Source organism: Algicola sagamiensis DSM 14643, from assembly GCF_000374485.1.
In the GTDB taxonomy this organism is placed as follows: Bacteria; Pseudomonadota; Gammaproteobacteria; order Enterobacterales; family Alteromonadaceae; genus Algicola; species Algicola sagamiensis.
Genome location: NZ_KB894494.1, coordinates 1 through 13,206, shown reverse-complemented (window position 1 = coordinate 13,206; position 13,206 = coordinate 1). Strand labels below are relative to the sequence as shown.

At 42.6% G+C, this 13,206-nt stretch carries 15 protein-coding genes; 10 read left to right on the top strand and 5 right to left on the bottom strand.

What is annotated here, in order from left to right; genetic code table 11:
- Nucleotides 1-135 precede the first annotated feature (135 nt).
- Complete coding sequence (locus tag C505_RS0107645) at nucleotides 136-978, top strand: HDOD domain-containing protein (RefSeq protein ID WP_018692011.1); 843 nt, start codon at nucleotides 136-138, stop codon at nucleotides 976-978.
- A gap of 35 nt (nucleotides 979-1,013) precedes the next feature.
- On the opposite strand, the gene C505_RS0107640 is transcribed toward C505_RS0107645, so the two are convergent.
- From C505_RS0107640 to zur, 5 genes are all read right to left on the bottom strand, one after another.
- Nucleotides 1,014-1,340 carry a hypothetical protein gene (locus tag C505_RS0107640; protein ID WP_018692010.1) on the bottom strand — a complete coding sequence of 109 codons (327 nt, stop codon included), beginning with the start codon at nucleotides 1,338-1,340 and terminating at the stop codon, nucleotides 1,014-1,016.
- Nucleotides 1,341-1,960: 620 nt separating this feature from the next.
- Nucleotides 1,961-2,152 carry a hypothetical protein gene (locus C505_RS0107630; protein ID WP_018692008.1) on the bottom strand — a complete coding sequence of 64 codons (192 nt, stop codon included), beginning with the start codon at nucleotides 2,150-2,152 and terminating at the stop codon, nucleotides 1,961-1,963.
- A 487-nt stretch (nucleotides 2,153-2,639) separates the two neighbouring features.
- Nucleotides 2,640-3,548, bottom strand: a complete 909-nt coding sequence (gene rdgC / locus C505_RS0107625; protein WP_018692007.1) for a recombination-associated protein RdgC — start codon at nucleotides 3,546-3,548, stop codon at nucleotides 2,640-2,642.
- A gap of 95 nt (nucleotides 3,549-3,643) precedes the next feature.
- Nucleotides 3,644-4,114: a chemotaxis protein CheX gene (locus C505_RS0107620; protein ID WP_018692006.1), complete on the bottom strand. Its 471-nt coding sequence runs from the start codon at nucleotides 4,112-4,114 to the stop codon at nucleotides 3,644-3,646.
- Nucleotides 4,115-4,221: 107 nt separating this feature from the next.
- Complete coding sequence (gene zur / locus C505_RS0107615; RefSeq protein WP_018692005.1) at nucleotides 4,222-4,662, bottom strand: zinc uptake transcriptional repressor Zur; 441 nt, start codon at nucleotides 4,660-4,662, stop codon at nucleotides 4,222-4,224.
- 343 nt (nucleotides 4,663-5,005) lie between these two features.
- On the opposite strand from zur, the gene C505_RS0107610 reads away from it, so the two are divergent.
- From C505_RS0107610 to nqrM, 9 genes are all read left to right on the top strand, one after another.
- The gene (locus C505_RS0107610) at nucleotides 5,006-5,464 is read left to right on the top strand and encodes a DUF6174 domain-containing protein (RefSeq protein ID WP_018692004.1); all 459 of its coding nucleotides are present in this window, start codon (nucleotides 5,006-5,008) and stop codon (nucleotides 5,462-5,464) included.
- Nucleotides 5,465-5,908: 444 nt separating this feature from the next.
- Nucleotides 5,909-7,249, top strand: coding sequence for a Na(+)-translocating NADH-quinone reductase subunit A (locus C505_RS0107605; protein WP_018692003.1), 1,341 nt, complete (start codon nucleotides 5,909-5,911; stop codon nucleotides 7,247-7,249).
- 2 nt (nucleotides 7,250-7,251) lie between these two features.
- Nucleotides 7,252-8,454 carry an NADH:ubiquinone reductase (Na(+)-transporting) subunit B gene (locus C505_RS0107600; RefSeq protein ID WP_018692002.1) on the top strand — a complete coding sequence of 401 codons (1,203 nt, stop codon included), beginning with the start codon at nucleotides 7,252-7,254 and terminating at the stop codon, nucleotides 8,452-8,454.
- Entirely contained in the window at nucleotides 8,447-9,235 is a 789-nt protein-coding gene (locus tag C505_RS0107595) for a Na(+)-translocating NADH-quinone reductase subunit C (RefSeq protein WP_018692001.1), read from the top strand. Before C505_RS0107600 ends, C505_RS0107595 begins: the two co-directional genes overlap by 8 nt.
- Nucleotides 9,228-9,860, top strand: a complete 633-nt coding sequence (locus C505_RS0107590; protein WP_018692000.1) for an NADH:ubiquinone reductase (Na(+)-transporting) subunit D — start codon at nucleotides 9,228-9,230, stop codon at nucleotides 9,858-9,860. The genes C505_RS0107595 and C505_RS0107590 overlap by 8 nt, the downstream gene beginning before the upstream one ends.
- Nucleotides 9,861-9,871: 11 nt before the next feature.
- Entirely contained in the window at nucleotides 9,872-10,480 is a 609-nt protein-coding gene (gene nqrE / locus C505_RS0107585) for an NADH:ubiquinone reductase (Na(+)-transporting) subunit E (protein ID WP_018691999.1), read from the top strand.
- Between the two features lie 13 nt (nucleotides 10,481-10,493).
- Nucleotides 10,494-11,720 (top strand): NADH:ubiquinone reductase (Na(+)-transporting) subunit F, encoded by a 1,227-nt coding sequence (gene nqrF, locus C505_RS0107580; protein WP_018691998.1) that lies wholly within the window; start codon nucleotides 10,494-10,496, stop codon nucleotides 11,718-11,720.
- An 8-nt stretch (nucleotides 11,721-11,728) separates the two neighbouring features.
- A complete protein-coding gene (locus C505_RS0107575; RefSeq protein WP_018691997.1) occupies nucleotides 11,729-12,742 on the top strand; it encodes an FAD:protein FMN transferase in 1,014 nt (337 codons plus the stop codon).
- Nucleotides 12,743-12,750: 8 nt separating this feature from the next.
- Nucleotides 12,751-12,963, top strand: a complete 213-nt coding sequence (gene nqrM / locus C505_RS0107570; protein ID WP_018691996.1) for a (Na+)-NQR maturation NqrM — start codon at nucleotides 12,751-12,753, stop codon at nucleotides 12,961-12,963.
- Nucleotides 12,964-13,206: the final 243 nt, after the last annotated feature.

Genomic DNA, 13,206 nt, shown 5'->3' with positions numbered 1-13,206 from the left:
CTTGGTCGTGACATCGCTGTGTCAAGCGAGCGTCATTTCTTTTCAGGAAAACCATAACCCGTTTTCGTCGAAAGGAAATAAAACGCGCCCAATAGAGGCCGGCGTATCAAATTTGGTTGAGAGACAGGAGCGGATATGTCTACTGAAAATGCACTACTCACGATACTCACAGAAAAAATCAACAATGATAGCCTTGTACTTCCCACCTTACCTGAAATCGCAATTAAAGTTCGCAAAGCTGCGGATGATCCTGACATTAATTTGGCAAAACTAGCGGAGGTGATCTCACAAGATCCGGCATTGTCAGCAAGGATGATCAAAATCTCAAATAGTGCATTTATGGGAAGGACCATTAAAGTCGATACGCTCAATCAGGCAGTGACTCGAATTGGGTTACGTCAAATCAAGAATATTGTGACTGCGCTCGCAATGGAGCAGTTATTTGTGTCAAAAAATCCAATCGTGAAGCGCTATATGAATGAAACCTGGAAGCGCACTGTCGATGTTGCAGCGTATGCGATCACACTCATGCAGTACTACCTCAAACGGAATAAACACGCAAACTTGGATATTGATACTATCGCATTAGCGGCTTTAATCTTTAATATTGGAGCATTACCGATTTTTACTGAAGCTGAGCGGCACGAAGATGTATTTGCGAATCCAAGCTTTTTAGCAGGTGCAATTGAGAAAATGGGCGGGAAAATTGGCGCAGAGATCATGCGGGCTTGGGACTTTACGGATGAGTTTGTGGAAGTTGCAGAAAAATGGCGTGATCTAAGTTACGAGGCAGATAAACCCTGCTATACAGACTTTGTTAGAATTGCAGCGGTGAAGAATGGCTTACTCACAGAAATGACAGAGCCGGAAAACTACCTCTCCTCAATGGTTGAAAAAGAGATCATCGAATCCAAAAGCCTACTCAATGATGATGAGTTCCTGAGCGACCTCGGCGATGCACGTTCAATCTTTGCTTAATTGAACTCAAACAAAGGCTCAAATAGGGCCTTTGTTTAATCCAACTCACGATTTGCCAAAATATCTCTGCCTTGCTGGAGTAACTCTCTATCAAGACGCAGTAGCTCAAGTGTTTGTTCAACCGTATCTTCTCCTTTCTCTTGCAAAATCGCACGTCGAATTGCGAGCTTTGTTAAGTCACGCGTGAGATGGGAAAGGTGTACAACATTACTTGCTACAAATTCTTCAGCCTGCTCCAGTGGATCCCTCACTGGTTTTTTGGGACGTTGCTTTGCACCTTTATACGCGATAAAGGTACTGGTCACTGCAACAATGAGGATCATGATAAAGAAATTCAGATATAAAGGTGCTGTTGCTTCCATTTTAAGCTTCTTTCCTGTTGAGTTTTTGGGTGGCAATCATGAGGTAAATTAGGGAGCCAATCATCGTTAGTACAATTAAGGAGTTAATGCTAACGATACTAAGTCGATAAGCTAATGAAAGTAAATTTGTTTCAAAGACTAATCTATCGGCAAAACGAATAAGGTGGATATAAATTAATATGTTTCCGAAGAAGCAACATAACTTTGGAAGAGCGTGCATGTTTATATTTAAAAGCCTATGCGCCTTTATATGAGCATAAACATACCCCAAAAGCATGAACGACTGTAATGTATATCTTAGGCAGGCACTTGAGTTTTTCTCTATATCTAAGCTGACAATACTATTTATTGTAAAAGAAATGAGAAAAAAGCTGACTACGTTAATAACAATCGAAATCGTCATTGAAGACAAGGTCTCATTTGAGGCAAAGTCTTTACTTTTCCATAGAGCCTTAAAGTCGAGTTTGAAAAATATAATAAAAGCGATAGAGCATGTAAACAGTGTATAGTTCAAAATACTATCAATCGCTAAGAATAAAACATCTAAATTGATTTCCATAAATTACAGCAACCATATTGATTAATATTACCTAGGTAATTTATTACCCTTGAACCAACTTCTAATCATGTGGAACAGAAATTCCATCTCTTTCAATGCTCTTACTTTGAGTGAGGCTTCGAAAGTAAGTCATTTTTGAAGGTGTTAAAGTCTGGTGCCCACCTGAAACTTTAATTGAAAATTCATCTTTTAACTCTTCTAGCTCAGAAAGTTGATCTATCGATGTTTCTTGGGTGATTTTCTTACGAAACATTATTTTCTCTTTCTATTTATTCATGGATTGATGATGGGAAAATATAACATGTCATCATTCCTTTGATTATCGCTCCTTAGTACTAAAAACAGCATCAAAACCAGAAAAAATCATGTAATTTATAGCGCTTAATCTAAAGCTTACTTTGTCATTTGGTCTTGTTTCTTTCGGCAACATCCGAAGTGCGACGATTGATTATATCGAGCTTTAATGAAAAATATAGCGTGGATGAAGAAAATGAGATTTTGGATTTATATCTTGTTTTTTCTCATTTTTTTGTTTGGTATCTTTCTTTAATATTGGAACGTACTCATGATTTTAATTTAGTGAATTATTATGAGGTTAATCGGGTGTTGATGAGAATAAATAGCTCAAAGGTTATATTCATGGGGTTTCGATTTAGCTGGTTATTGGTGAAGTGATAAGCGAAGTGAAATGGTTCGCACTGCATAGATTGAAGCGCGAACTTTAGGGCGTGAAGGAAGTTCTAATCTCGGATATCTTCTTCACCCAGTGCATCAGCGAGTAAGTCTAATAGCTCGCAGATCTCTGCAGCTTGCAGGACGAAGTCAGCATCTAGACGCGCGAGTCGGTCTTCATCCGTAATATCTTCGTTGGCTTCTTTGATTTGGTCTGCAAATTTTAAACGCTTAATAGCACCGTCATCACAGAGGAGGAAAGATAAACGTTCGTCTCTTTCGAGGGCAATTTTGATGACTTGTTTGTGGTGTTCCAGCAAAGTGCGGATTTCTTCTGAAGAAAGTTCCTGCTGTTTGAGTTTGGCTTGTGCGCCATCCTCCTCTGGAGCTTGTAGCTCAACCTCTGATCCCAGCTCAAATGGATCGGGCGCATCGTTTTCCAACCAATGGGTCATTTGAGTGCGCAAATCCACTTCGGTAAAAGCGGGTTTTACTGGGAAAGACCCAAGACTTTTACGGAGTAGGGCAAGAAACTCTTCTGCTTTACCTGCTGCGGATGCATTGACCACAACCCAACCTTTATCTGGACTGACAAATCCATGTAAATAACTGTATTTGCTAAATGCGCGGGGGAGTAAACTATGTACGATTTCTTCTTTGAGTGCTTGCTTTTCTTTGCCTCTAACTGGTCGTTGTTGCTCGTGTTCTACAAGTTCAATTTTCTCTGCGAGATAATCGTTGATCACCGCAGATGGCAACAACTTTTCTTCTTTTTTAAGACAAAACAGAGAGTGGCCATGACCAGCATGATGCAGTGCTTCACTGCCTTTACCAAGTGGTGCAGACCAGCCCATCTTTGCAAGCTCTGTGGAGCCACAAGGTTGAAAAGCATTTTCTTGCAACTGTTCTTCTATATTGTCGAGATCGAGAGAAAATGGCTGTGTAAAGCGATACACACGCAAATTGGAAAACCACATAATAAATGACCTGGATATTGATACAGGTGTGGGATCTTACATGGAAATGAATTGAAGACCAATAGGCTATTTTCGGTAAAGTTTATTTGAGATGACTATTCGACATTATCAAAAGAGACTTCAATGTGTACATTACCAATCTGTGAATTAAATGGGATGATGACTTTTTGTCCATCACCTTTATGGGTAATGGTATGGCCTTTTCCTGAAACGACCAGTGGGGTTGCCATATCAAACTCGTAGCCTTTTTCGCCGAGCATATTTTTTGCGCCACCAGTGACCATATTTGTGATTTCGCCCACCATATCTGTGACATCGGCATTAATATAGGTGACACGCTCTCCGAGCATGCGCTCCATAATCTCAAGTGCAATTGCTTCATCAAATGAAATGGAAAAAGACCCTTTCGTCTGTGGTCCGACCATACCAATGAGACCAGACACATCACCCCGTGCGATTTCATCTTTTTTCAGCCGAGGCTTCCCAGGCGCTAAGTCGACATGCGCCATTGTCTTTAAAACATTTTGAAGGGAGACTAAAAATGGATTTACAAATTCTACATTCATCGCCTATTTCCGAAATCTCGCTTGAGCAATCATCTATTGTTTTGTGCGTACCAGATAAATGTCCGATTAATATTAATGTAGACTAAAATCGGCTTTATCTGAAAAAATCAGGCAGATGCTAGGCATTCTTGGCAAAGGCCATGGACTTCAACCGTTTGTTTTTTGACTTGAAAACCTTGTGACCTTGCTCGTTCGCTGATTTCATCATGGAGTAAGTCGGAGTGAAGTTCAGTGATTTGGCCACATTGATCGCAAATCAAAAGTTGGGCGTGATGCTCAGAGCCAAAATGGTGACACAGCCAAAAGGTATTTGTTGACTCTATCTTATGAATAAACCCTTGTTCTGATAGAAAATCCAATGCGCGATAAACTGTGGCTGGTTTCGCTGCTGGTTCCGACAATTTGAGTTGTTCCAACAAATCATAAGCCCCAACGCTGCCTTTTGAAGTGGCAAGCAGTCGAAATACTTTTTCTCTGATTGGAGTAAAGCGAACGCCATTTTCGTCGCAAAGTGCTTTTGCTTTACTAACAAGTTGATTCACAGACATAAGTTATTTTCAGTTTGAGTCGTTCAGTCAGTTTAACATACTCATTCACGTGTGCATATCTCCCAGGAATCCTCTGATACTTCCTTGTTTTATTGCTGATTCATTGATGATGTTGAATAACTTTTGTCATCATTTCATAACAATAGAGTCAATTTTTCTTGACGCTCGATTGGTACTTATTTACCTCAAAAGTTGACGTTGGTTCCTAAATGGGTAACATCCCGGTTCAGAAAAAGGAACGTGAGAAATAATCACGATTTCAGCAGCATGAACGGAACTCTTATTCCAATAAAAACGAAGCTTGCTTTTAATCCTTTCGGTTTGAAAGCCTTTCGGAGGTATCATGAAAGTTCAAACTCTTGCCGCAGCAGTTGCTTTGACAATTGCTTCAACAGCAGTACAAGCACAAAACCCTGATGACTTTACGCCAGACTTCAACCCTGAAGTTCCTCAGTCACTTGTGAAGTGGTTCTCAAAGGGGCTCACGGACTATTCTTTCCAATTTACACGTTATTGCTTCTGTCAGGATTCAGGTGTTCCTTATATTGTTGACGTTCGTGATCGCAAAGTTGCTCGTGTGAAAAATACAGAAACGGGTGCGTACACAGATAACCAGTATTTCAAGACCATTGACGGCCTTTTTGTTGAGCTTGTAAAGCATAACGGCACGGCTTATAAAGTAGAAGGCAGCTTCAACTCACGTTGGGGATATCCTGAGTCTGTTTATGTTGATATCCACCCAATGATGGCTGACGAAGAGATTTCTTATCGCATCGATCAGTTCTTCGCGATGATGCCTTAATTTGATCTTCATCTGGTTTTTTCATTGCAGAGACAGCATCACCTCAGTTGGTGCTGTCTGGTTATTATCAATTCAGCCATATTGTATAAAACTTATTCGGCCTCCAGAAGAGTGCTAAATTTGACTCCCATTGGAATGAAGCTCATGAAGAGCGATATTTTTCAATAAAAATCTATCATAAAACAACCTATTGCTGGATTCTCTATCTATACTCTTTTACATCTATTCACACACAAAATCCGGCTTTTGCACATAAAATATCAATTTTCATAGCATGGTGGTGGTAAATAAGTTAGAATCCCGGGGTTTTGTAACTATGTGATTTCTATATTGAAATTGATCGATTTTTGAGCAGTTGTGGGTGGGCTATGCCTTAGACGACTGCCTGGCTTTAGCCGAAAGTAACAACTCAGGTTTCTTCTCGTTAAAGTAGTGCAAGTGCGTATGATTAAAATAAAGAAAGGGTTGGACCTCCCTATTGAAGGGGCTCCACAGCAGGTCATCCATGATGGTCCTGCGATTAAAACTGTTGCTACGCTAGGTGAAGAATATGTCGGGATGCGCCCTACCATGCATGTGCGTGAAGGGGACCGCGTCAAGAAAGGTCAGGTTCTTTTTGAGGATAAAAAGAATCCAGGCGTTTTGTATACGGCATGTGCTTCAGGACTAGTAAAAAGCATCAACCGTGGCGCTAAGCGCGTATTGCAATCCATTGTGATTGAAATTGATGGCAATGATCAGGAAACGTTTGCGAAATATCAAGCGTCTGAACTTTCATCTCTTTCAAGCGAACAAGTCCAGGATAATTTGGTTAAATCTGGACAATGGACAGCACTTAGAACACGTCCATTCAGCAAAGTTCCCGCGTTAGGTAGCTCACCAAAGGCTATTTTCGTCAATGCAATGGATTCAAATCCATTAGCTGCGGATCCTGCTTTAATTATCAAAGAAGAATCAGAAGCATTCAATCACGGGCTAACGGTTGTTTCCCGATTGACAGAAGGTAAGGTTCATCTTTGTAAACGTGCAGGTGCGAGCATTGATGTCTCTGCGCAAGGGGTTGATGTCCATGAATTTGATGGACCACATCCAGCAGGATTAGTTGGGACGCATATACATTTTGTCGAACCAGTGAGTGCATCAAAAGTCGTATGGCATTTGAATTACCAAGATGTGATTGCTTTTGGTAAGTTGTTTACAACTGGTGAAATTTATACTGACCGTGTGATTGCTCTGTCTGGTCCAGTGGTGAAAAACCCACGCTTGATCAGAACGCAAATGGGTGCTTCCACAGAAGAGATTGTTCAGAATGAAGTTGAGGATGGCGAAAATCGTATCATCTCAGGTTCTGTTCTTTCTGGAACAACTGCACAAGGTGTTCATGGTTATCTTGGCCGTTATCATCTAATGATTTCTGTATTGAATGAAGGTCGTGAAAAAGAGCTCTTTGGTTGGGCTATGCCTGGTAGTAACATGTTCTCGATTACAAGAGCATTTCTCGGTCATTTAAGTCCAAGTAAACTTTTCAAGATGACGACATCAACGGGTGGGTCTGAGCGTGCGATGGTGCCAATTGGTAACTATGAACGTATTATGCCGCTAGATATTCTCCCTACACTCCTTTTGCGTGACCTTCTTTCTGGTGATGTTGATAGTGCTCAGCAGCTAGGTTGTCTAGAATTAGATGAAGAAGATCTCGCGTTGTGTACGTTTGTCTGTCCAGGCAAATATGAATATGGTCCAGTATTACGCGAATGCTTGACCAACATTGAGAAGGAAGGTTAGCAATGAGCTTGAAGAACTTTCTTGAACGCATTGAGCCACAGTTTGAAGCTGGTGGCAAATACGAAAAATGGTACGCGCTTTATGAAGCGGTGGCGACTATTTTTTATACACCAGGCCTAGTCACCAAAAATGGTTCTCATGTTCGTGACAACATCGATTTGAAGCGTATCATGATCATGGTTTGGCTCGCGCTTTTTCCTGCGATGTTTTTCGGCATGTACAATATTGGTAACCAAGCAGCGATGCAGCTTGCGAATGGTTTCCAGCTTGCAGATGTTTGGCAGGTCTCTCTTTTCCAAGCCTTTGGTGGTGAGCTTTCTGCTGCATCAGGCTGGGGAAGTAAGATGTGGTATGGTGCATGTTTCTTCTTACCAGTATACCTAACAGTATTTATTGTTGGCGGTTTCTGGGAAGTCTTATTCGCCTCAATCCGTAAGCATGAGGTGAACGAAGGTTTCTTTGTCACTTCGATTCTTTTCTCGCTTATTCTTCCACCGACTATTCCATTATGGCAAGCCGCAATCGGTATCAGCTTTGGTGTTGTGATTGCAAAAGAAATATTTGGCGGTACTGGACGTAACTTCCTCAATCCGGCACTTGCTGGGCGTGCATTCTTATTCTTCGCATATCCAGCAGAAATTTCAGGCGATACAGTATGGACAGCCGTTGATGCATTCTCGGGTGCAACAATGTTGAGCCAAGCAGCAGCGGGTACGCTTGATTTCAGTAATATGACTGTATGGTGGGATGCTTTTTACGGAAATATTCAAGGTTCAATGGGTGAAACATCCACGCTTGCCTTGATGATTGGCGGCTTTTTGATCATGTATCTTCGAATTGCATCATGGCGAATTGTGCTTGGTGTCATGTTAGGTATGGTTGCGACGAGTTCACTATTTAACTTCATCGGTTCTGATTCCAACCCACTCTTTGCAATGCCTTGGCATTGGCATCTTGTTCTTGGTGGATTTGCAATCGGTATGTTCTTCATGGCGACAGACCCGGTTTCGGCATCATTCACAGATAAAGGAAAATTTGCATATGGTGCGTTGATTGGCTTTATGGTCGTCCTTATCCGTGTCGTAAACCCTGCTTATCCAGAAGGGATGATGCTTGCAATTCTATTTGCAAACGTATTTGCTCCTATCTTTGATTATTTTGTAGTTCAGGCGAATATTAAGCGGAGGCTGGCACGTAATGTCTAGTTCTAATGAAACAATAACAAAAACGCTGACGGTTGTTATCTCACTATGCCTTGTTTGTGCTGTGATTGTTTCTTCTGCTGCGGTGATGTTAAAGCCTGCTCAGAAAATCAATAAAGCAGCGGATATGCAACGTAATATTTTGTTGGCAGCGGGCCTATTAAGTGAAGGTGAAAATGCAGCAGCGAAGTTCAAGGAAGTCGTTGATGTTAAATTACTTGACCTGAACACAGGTAAATTTGCGACTGATCGCAAAGCTGCCGATTTTGACTATCGTGCTGCGCCACGTGATAAGGAAATTAGTATTGCGTTGGATGCAAAAGACGATATCGTCAAAATTAAACGTCGCTCCAATATCGCACCTGTTTATCTTGCAAAAGACAACGGCAAGTTGAGCAGTGTGATCCTGCCTGTTTATGGTGCGGGCCTTTGGGGGCCAATGTATGGCTTTATCGCGATTGATCCAGATGCGACGACTGTTAAAGGCATCAAGTTCTATGAGCACAAAGAAACGCCAGGATTGGGTGCTGAAATTGAAAACCCGAAATGGGTCGCTTCATGGGTTGGTAAGAAGTTATTTAACGACAAAGGTGAAATTGCGATCACTGTCCAAAAGGGTGGTGTAACCGCTAATGATCCGCAAAAGATGTACAAGGTTGATGGCTTATCAGGTGCGACATTAACGAGCAATGGCGTTCAGTTCATCTTTACTTTCTGGTTAGGTGAGCAAGGCTTTGGTCCTTTCTTGCAGAGCGTTCGCAATGGAGAGTTAACACATGGCTGATACAAAAGAAGTTAAAAAGGTTCTCTTTGGACCTGTCTTTGCGAACAACCCAATTGCTTTGCAAGTACTTGGTGTGTGTTCTGCTTTGGCAGTGACCAGTAAAATGGACAAAGCGTTGGTCATGTGTATCGCACTGACAGCAGTTTGTGCTTTCTCCAATCTATTCATCTCAATTATTCGAAACCATATTCCTTCCAGTGTACGGATTATTGTCCAGATGACGATTATTGCATCACTCGTCATCGTTGTTGACTCGATCCTGAAGGCATATGCCTACACTCTTGCCAAAGAACTTTCAGTCTTCGTTGGTTTGATCATCACAAACTGTATCGTCATGGGACGTGCGGAAGCATACGCGATGAAAAGCCCACCGATGATGAGTTTCTTAGATGGGATCGGCAACGGTCTTGGTTACAGTGTTGTTCTGATGACAGTTGCGTTTATTCGCGAATTGTTCGGTTCTGGTACTGTTTTCGGCATCGAAGTTCTCAAACTTGCGTCAGAAGGTGGCTGGTATCAACCAATGGGTCTATTGCTCATGCCTCCAAGTGCGTTCTTTATCATTGGTCTGTTTATCTGGGTTCTTCGAGCTTACAGACCAGAACAAGTTGAAGCGAAAGACTAAGAGGCAAGTCAATGGAACATTATCTTAGCTTATTTGTTCGCGCTGTTTTTATTGAAAACCTCGCGCTCTCATTTTTCTTAGGAATGTGTACATTCCTTGCTGTTTCCAAAAAAGTAAAAACTGCAATGGGTCTTGGTGTTGCCGTGATTGTGGTCCTTGGGATCGCTGTACCGGTCAACAACATTATCTACAAAGCCATTCTTGCACCGGGTGCACTAGAGTGGGCTGGGTTTGCGGAAGCGGATTTGAGCTTCCTTGGATTCTTGACCTATATCGGTGTTATTGCAGCGTTGGTACAAATCCTTGAAATGACATTGGATAAGTTTTTCCCTGCACTATACAACGCGCTAGGGATCTTCTTGCCACTGATTACCGTCAACTGTGCGATTTTTGGTGCAGTATCCTTTATGGTTGAACGTGACTATAACTTCACTGAGAGTGTCGTGTTTGGCCTGGGCAGCGGTGTTGGTTGGGCTCTTGCGATCACAGCGCTTGCGGGGATCCGCGAAAAGCTGAAGTATGCTGATATTCCAGAAGGTCTTCGTGGTTTAGGGATCACCTTTATCACTGTTGGTTTGATGGGACTCGGTTTCATGTCATTCTCTGGTGTATCACTGTAAGGGGTAAACAGCCATGGTCGAAATTTATCTTGGCGTTGGGATGTTCACAGCGATCGTATTATTGCTTGTGGCCGTCATTCTCTTCGCAAAATCAAAACTCGTTCCAAGTGGTGATGTCACCATTTTAATTAACGATGACCCAAACAAAGCGATCAAGTCTGGCGCTGGTGGTAAGCTACTTGGCGCTTTGGCTGACAGCGGGATTTTTGTTTCATCAGCCTGTGGTGGTGGTGGCTCTTGTGGTCAGTGCCGTGTAAATATCAAAGACGGTGGTGGCGATATTCTACCAACTGAGCTTGATCACATTTCAAAAGGCGAAGCACGTGAAGGCTGCCGTCTAGCATGTCAGGTTAACGTGAAACGTGACATGAAGATTGAGCTTCCAGAAGAAGTCTTTGGTATCAAGAAGTGGGAATGTACGGTTATTTCCAACGATAACAAAGCAACCTTCATCAAAGAGTTGAAGCTTGGTATTCCAAATGGGGAAGCAGTTCCATTCCGTGCTGGTGGTTATATTCAGATTGAAGCGCCAGCGCATCATGTGAAATATGCAGACTTCGATGTTCCTGAAGAATATCGTGGTGACTGGGAGCGTTTTGGCTTCTTCAAACTTGAATCAAAGGTTGATGAAGAAACAATCCGTGCATACTCAATGGCGAACTATCCGGAAGAAGAAGGCATCATCATGCTGAACGTTCGGATCGCAACGCCGCCACCAAATAATCTGACATTGCCACCAGGCAAGATGTCATCCTTTATCTGGAACCTCAAAGAAGGTGATAAAGTGACGATTTCTGGCCCATTCGGTGAATTCTACGCGAAAGAGACCGAAGCTGAGATGGTCTTTATCGGTGGTGGTGCAGGTATGGCACCAATGCGCTCACATATCTTCGATCAGCTGAAGCGCCTCAACTCGAAGCGTAAGATCTCATTCTGGTATGGTGCGCGTTCGAAGCGTGAAATGTTCTATGTAGAAGATTTCGATGGCCTTCAATCCGAGTTTGATAACTTCCAGTGGCACGTGGCACTTTCTGATCCACAGCCGGAAGATAACTGGGAAGGTTACACTGGCTTCATTCATAACGTTCTTTTAGACAACTACTTGAAAGAACATGAGGCGCCGGAAGATTGTGAGTACTACATGTGTGGTCCACCGGTGATGAATGCTGCGGTCATCAACATGCTCAAAGATATGGGTGTTGAAGATGAAAACATCCTCTTGGATGACTTTGGTGGCTAATCAGTAACATGAAGCAAATCAAACTATTATGGCTAGTCTTCGGACTAGCCTTTTTCGTATCTTGTGCACCTGTTTATGATCCAAACCAATCCATCTTCCTGCAAGGCAAGACGATGGGGACGACGTATCACATTACTTTCTTTAGCCCAACAGAAGTGGACAAGAAAGCGCTACAAGCAGATATTGATATCTTACTTGAGCATATCAATGATGTGATGTCGACGTACCGCCCTAAAGCGGATATCTCTCGATTCAACACGTCCGATTCAACAGATAAGTTTTCTGTTCATCCAGATATGTTGACGGTGATGCAGGCATCGCAAAAGCTCTCCAAAGAATTCGAAGGCGGCTTTGATGTCACGCTTGGGCCACTGATTAATGTGTGGGGCTTCGGGCCAAAAGGGGTTGTCACCAAGGCACCAACCGATGCAGAGATTAAACAACTTCGCACCTATGTTGGCTTTGAGAAAATCACCCTCTACAAAGATGGTCTGGCGAAGTCACACCCGAAAACAAGGGTATCATTGTCTGCCATTGCAAAAGGTTATGGTGTGGATCGTGTTGCGGAACTTCTTGCGGAAAAAGGCATTCAAAACTATTTAGTAGAAATTGGTGGCGAAATGCGTTTATCCGGCAAAAAGCCGTCGGGTGAATCATGGAAAATCGCGGTAGAGAAGCCAGTGGCGATGGATCGAGCAGTCCAGAAAATCTTGGAACCGGGCAATAACGGTGTAGCAACTTCAGGAAGTTATCGAAACTATTTTGAAGAAAACGGCGTTCGTTATTCGCATACGATTGATCCAAGAACTGGAAAGCCAATCACGCACAACCTGGTTTCCGTGACTGTGTTTCACCCATCTGCTATGCTAGCGGATGGATTGGCAACGGCAATTACGGTCTTGGGTCCCCAAGAAGGACTCGCATTTGCGAATAAACATGAATACGCAGTCATGCTGGTGACAAAAACCAAAGATGGGTTTGAAGAGCACTACAGCAAAGCGTTTTTGCCATATGTGAAGTAGGAGTGGGCATGACGATTTTTATACTGACGTTTGTGATCTTTCTCGTCGTCGCAGTCGCGATGGCAGTGGGTATCATCGTTCAGAAAAAAGCAATTTCCGGCAGCTGCGGTGGCCTAGGTGCAATCGGTATCGACAAAGCCTGCGACTGCGATGAACCCTGCGACAAGCGAAAAGCGAAAATGGCAAAAGAAAAAGCCTGGCAGGACAATCGGATTATTTAATCTTTTCTTAAACGCTCCGGTCTGGGGCGTTTTTTTGATCTCTTTCTATTTTCGAATTTACAATCAGAATAATACAGATTGTGTATCACCATCTTTTACTTCAACTCTTTCAGGCTTTGAGCATGAATGCTTGTTTGATAGAGCTATAGTCAAATCTGGTGTATGACATGATCATGCAGCATCCTGTTGATCATCCGACGTTACTTTTTCTCCATCCTTGAATTCGATCCCTGCAATGACATC

Coding starts and splice junctions, on each gene's coding strand:
- C505_RS0107645 (WP_018692011.1), top strand. CDS start 136: ATGTCTACTGAAAATGCACTACTCACGATACTCACAGAAAAAATCAAC.
- C505_RS0107640 (WP_018692010.1), bottom strand. CDS start 1,340: ATGGAAGCAACAGCACCTTTATATCTGAATTTCTTTATCATGATCCTC.
- C505_RS0107630 (WP_018692008.1), bottom strand. CDS start 2,152: ATGTTTCGTAAGAAAATCACCCAAGAAACATCGATAGATCAACTTTCT.
- rdgC (WP_018692007.1), bottom strand. CDS start 3,548: ATGTGGTTTTCCAATTTGCGTGTGTATCGCTTTACACAGCCATTTTCT.
- C505_RS0107620 (WP_018692006.1), bottom strand. CDS start 4,114: ATGAATGTAGAATTTGTAAATCCATTTTTAGTCTCCCTTCAAAATGTT.
- zur (WP_018692005.1), bottom strand. CDS start 4,662: ATGTCTGTGAATCAACTTGTTAGTAAAGCAAAAGCACTTTGCGACGAA.
- C505_RS0107610 (WP_018692004.1), top strand. CDS start 5,006: ATGAAAGTTCAAACTCTTGCCGCAGCAGTTGCTTTGACAATTGCTTCA.
- C505_RS0107605 (WP_018692003.1), top strand. CDS start 5,909: ATGATTAAAATAAAGAAAGGGTTGGACCTCCCTATTGAAGGGGCTCCA.
- C505_RS0107600 (WP_018692002.1), top strand. CDS start 7,252: ATGAGCTTGAAGAACTTTCTTGAACGCATTGAGCCACAGTTTGAAGCT.
- C505_RS0107595 (WP_018692001.1), top strand. CDS start 8,447: ATGTCTAGTTCTAATGAAACAATAACAAAAACGCTGACGGTTGTTATC.
- C505_RS0107590 (WP_018692000.1), top strand. CDS start 9,228: ATGGCTGATACAAAAGAAGTTAAAAAGGTTCTCTTTGGACCTGTCTTT.
- nqrE (WP_018691999.1), top strand. CDS start 9,872: ATGGAACATTATCTTAGCTTATTTGTTCGCGCTGTTTTTATTGAAAAC.
- nqrF (WP_018691998.1), top strand. CDS start 10,494: ATGGTCGAAATTTATCTTGGCGTTGGGATGTTCACAGCGATCGTATTA.
- C505_RS0107575 (WP_018691997.1), top strand. CDS start 11,729: ATGAAGCAAATCAAACTATTATGGCTAGTCTTCGGACTAGCCTTTTTC.
- nqrM (WP_018691996.1), top strand. CDS start 12,751: ATGACGATTTTTATACTGACGTTTGTGATCTTTCTCGTCGTCGCAGTC.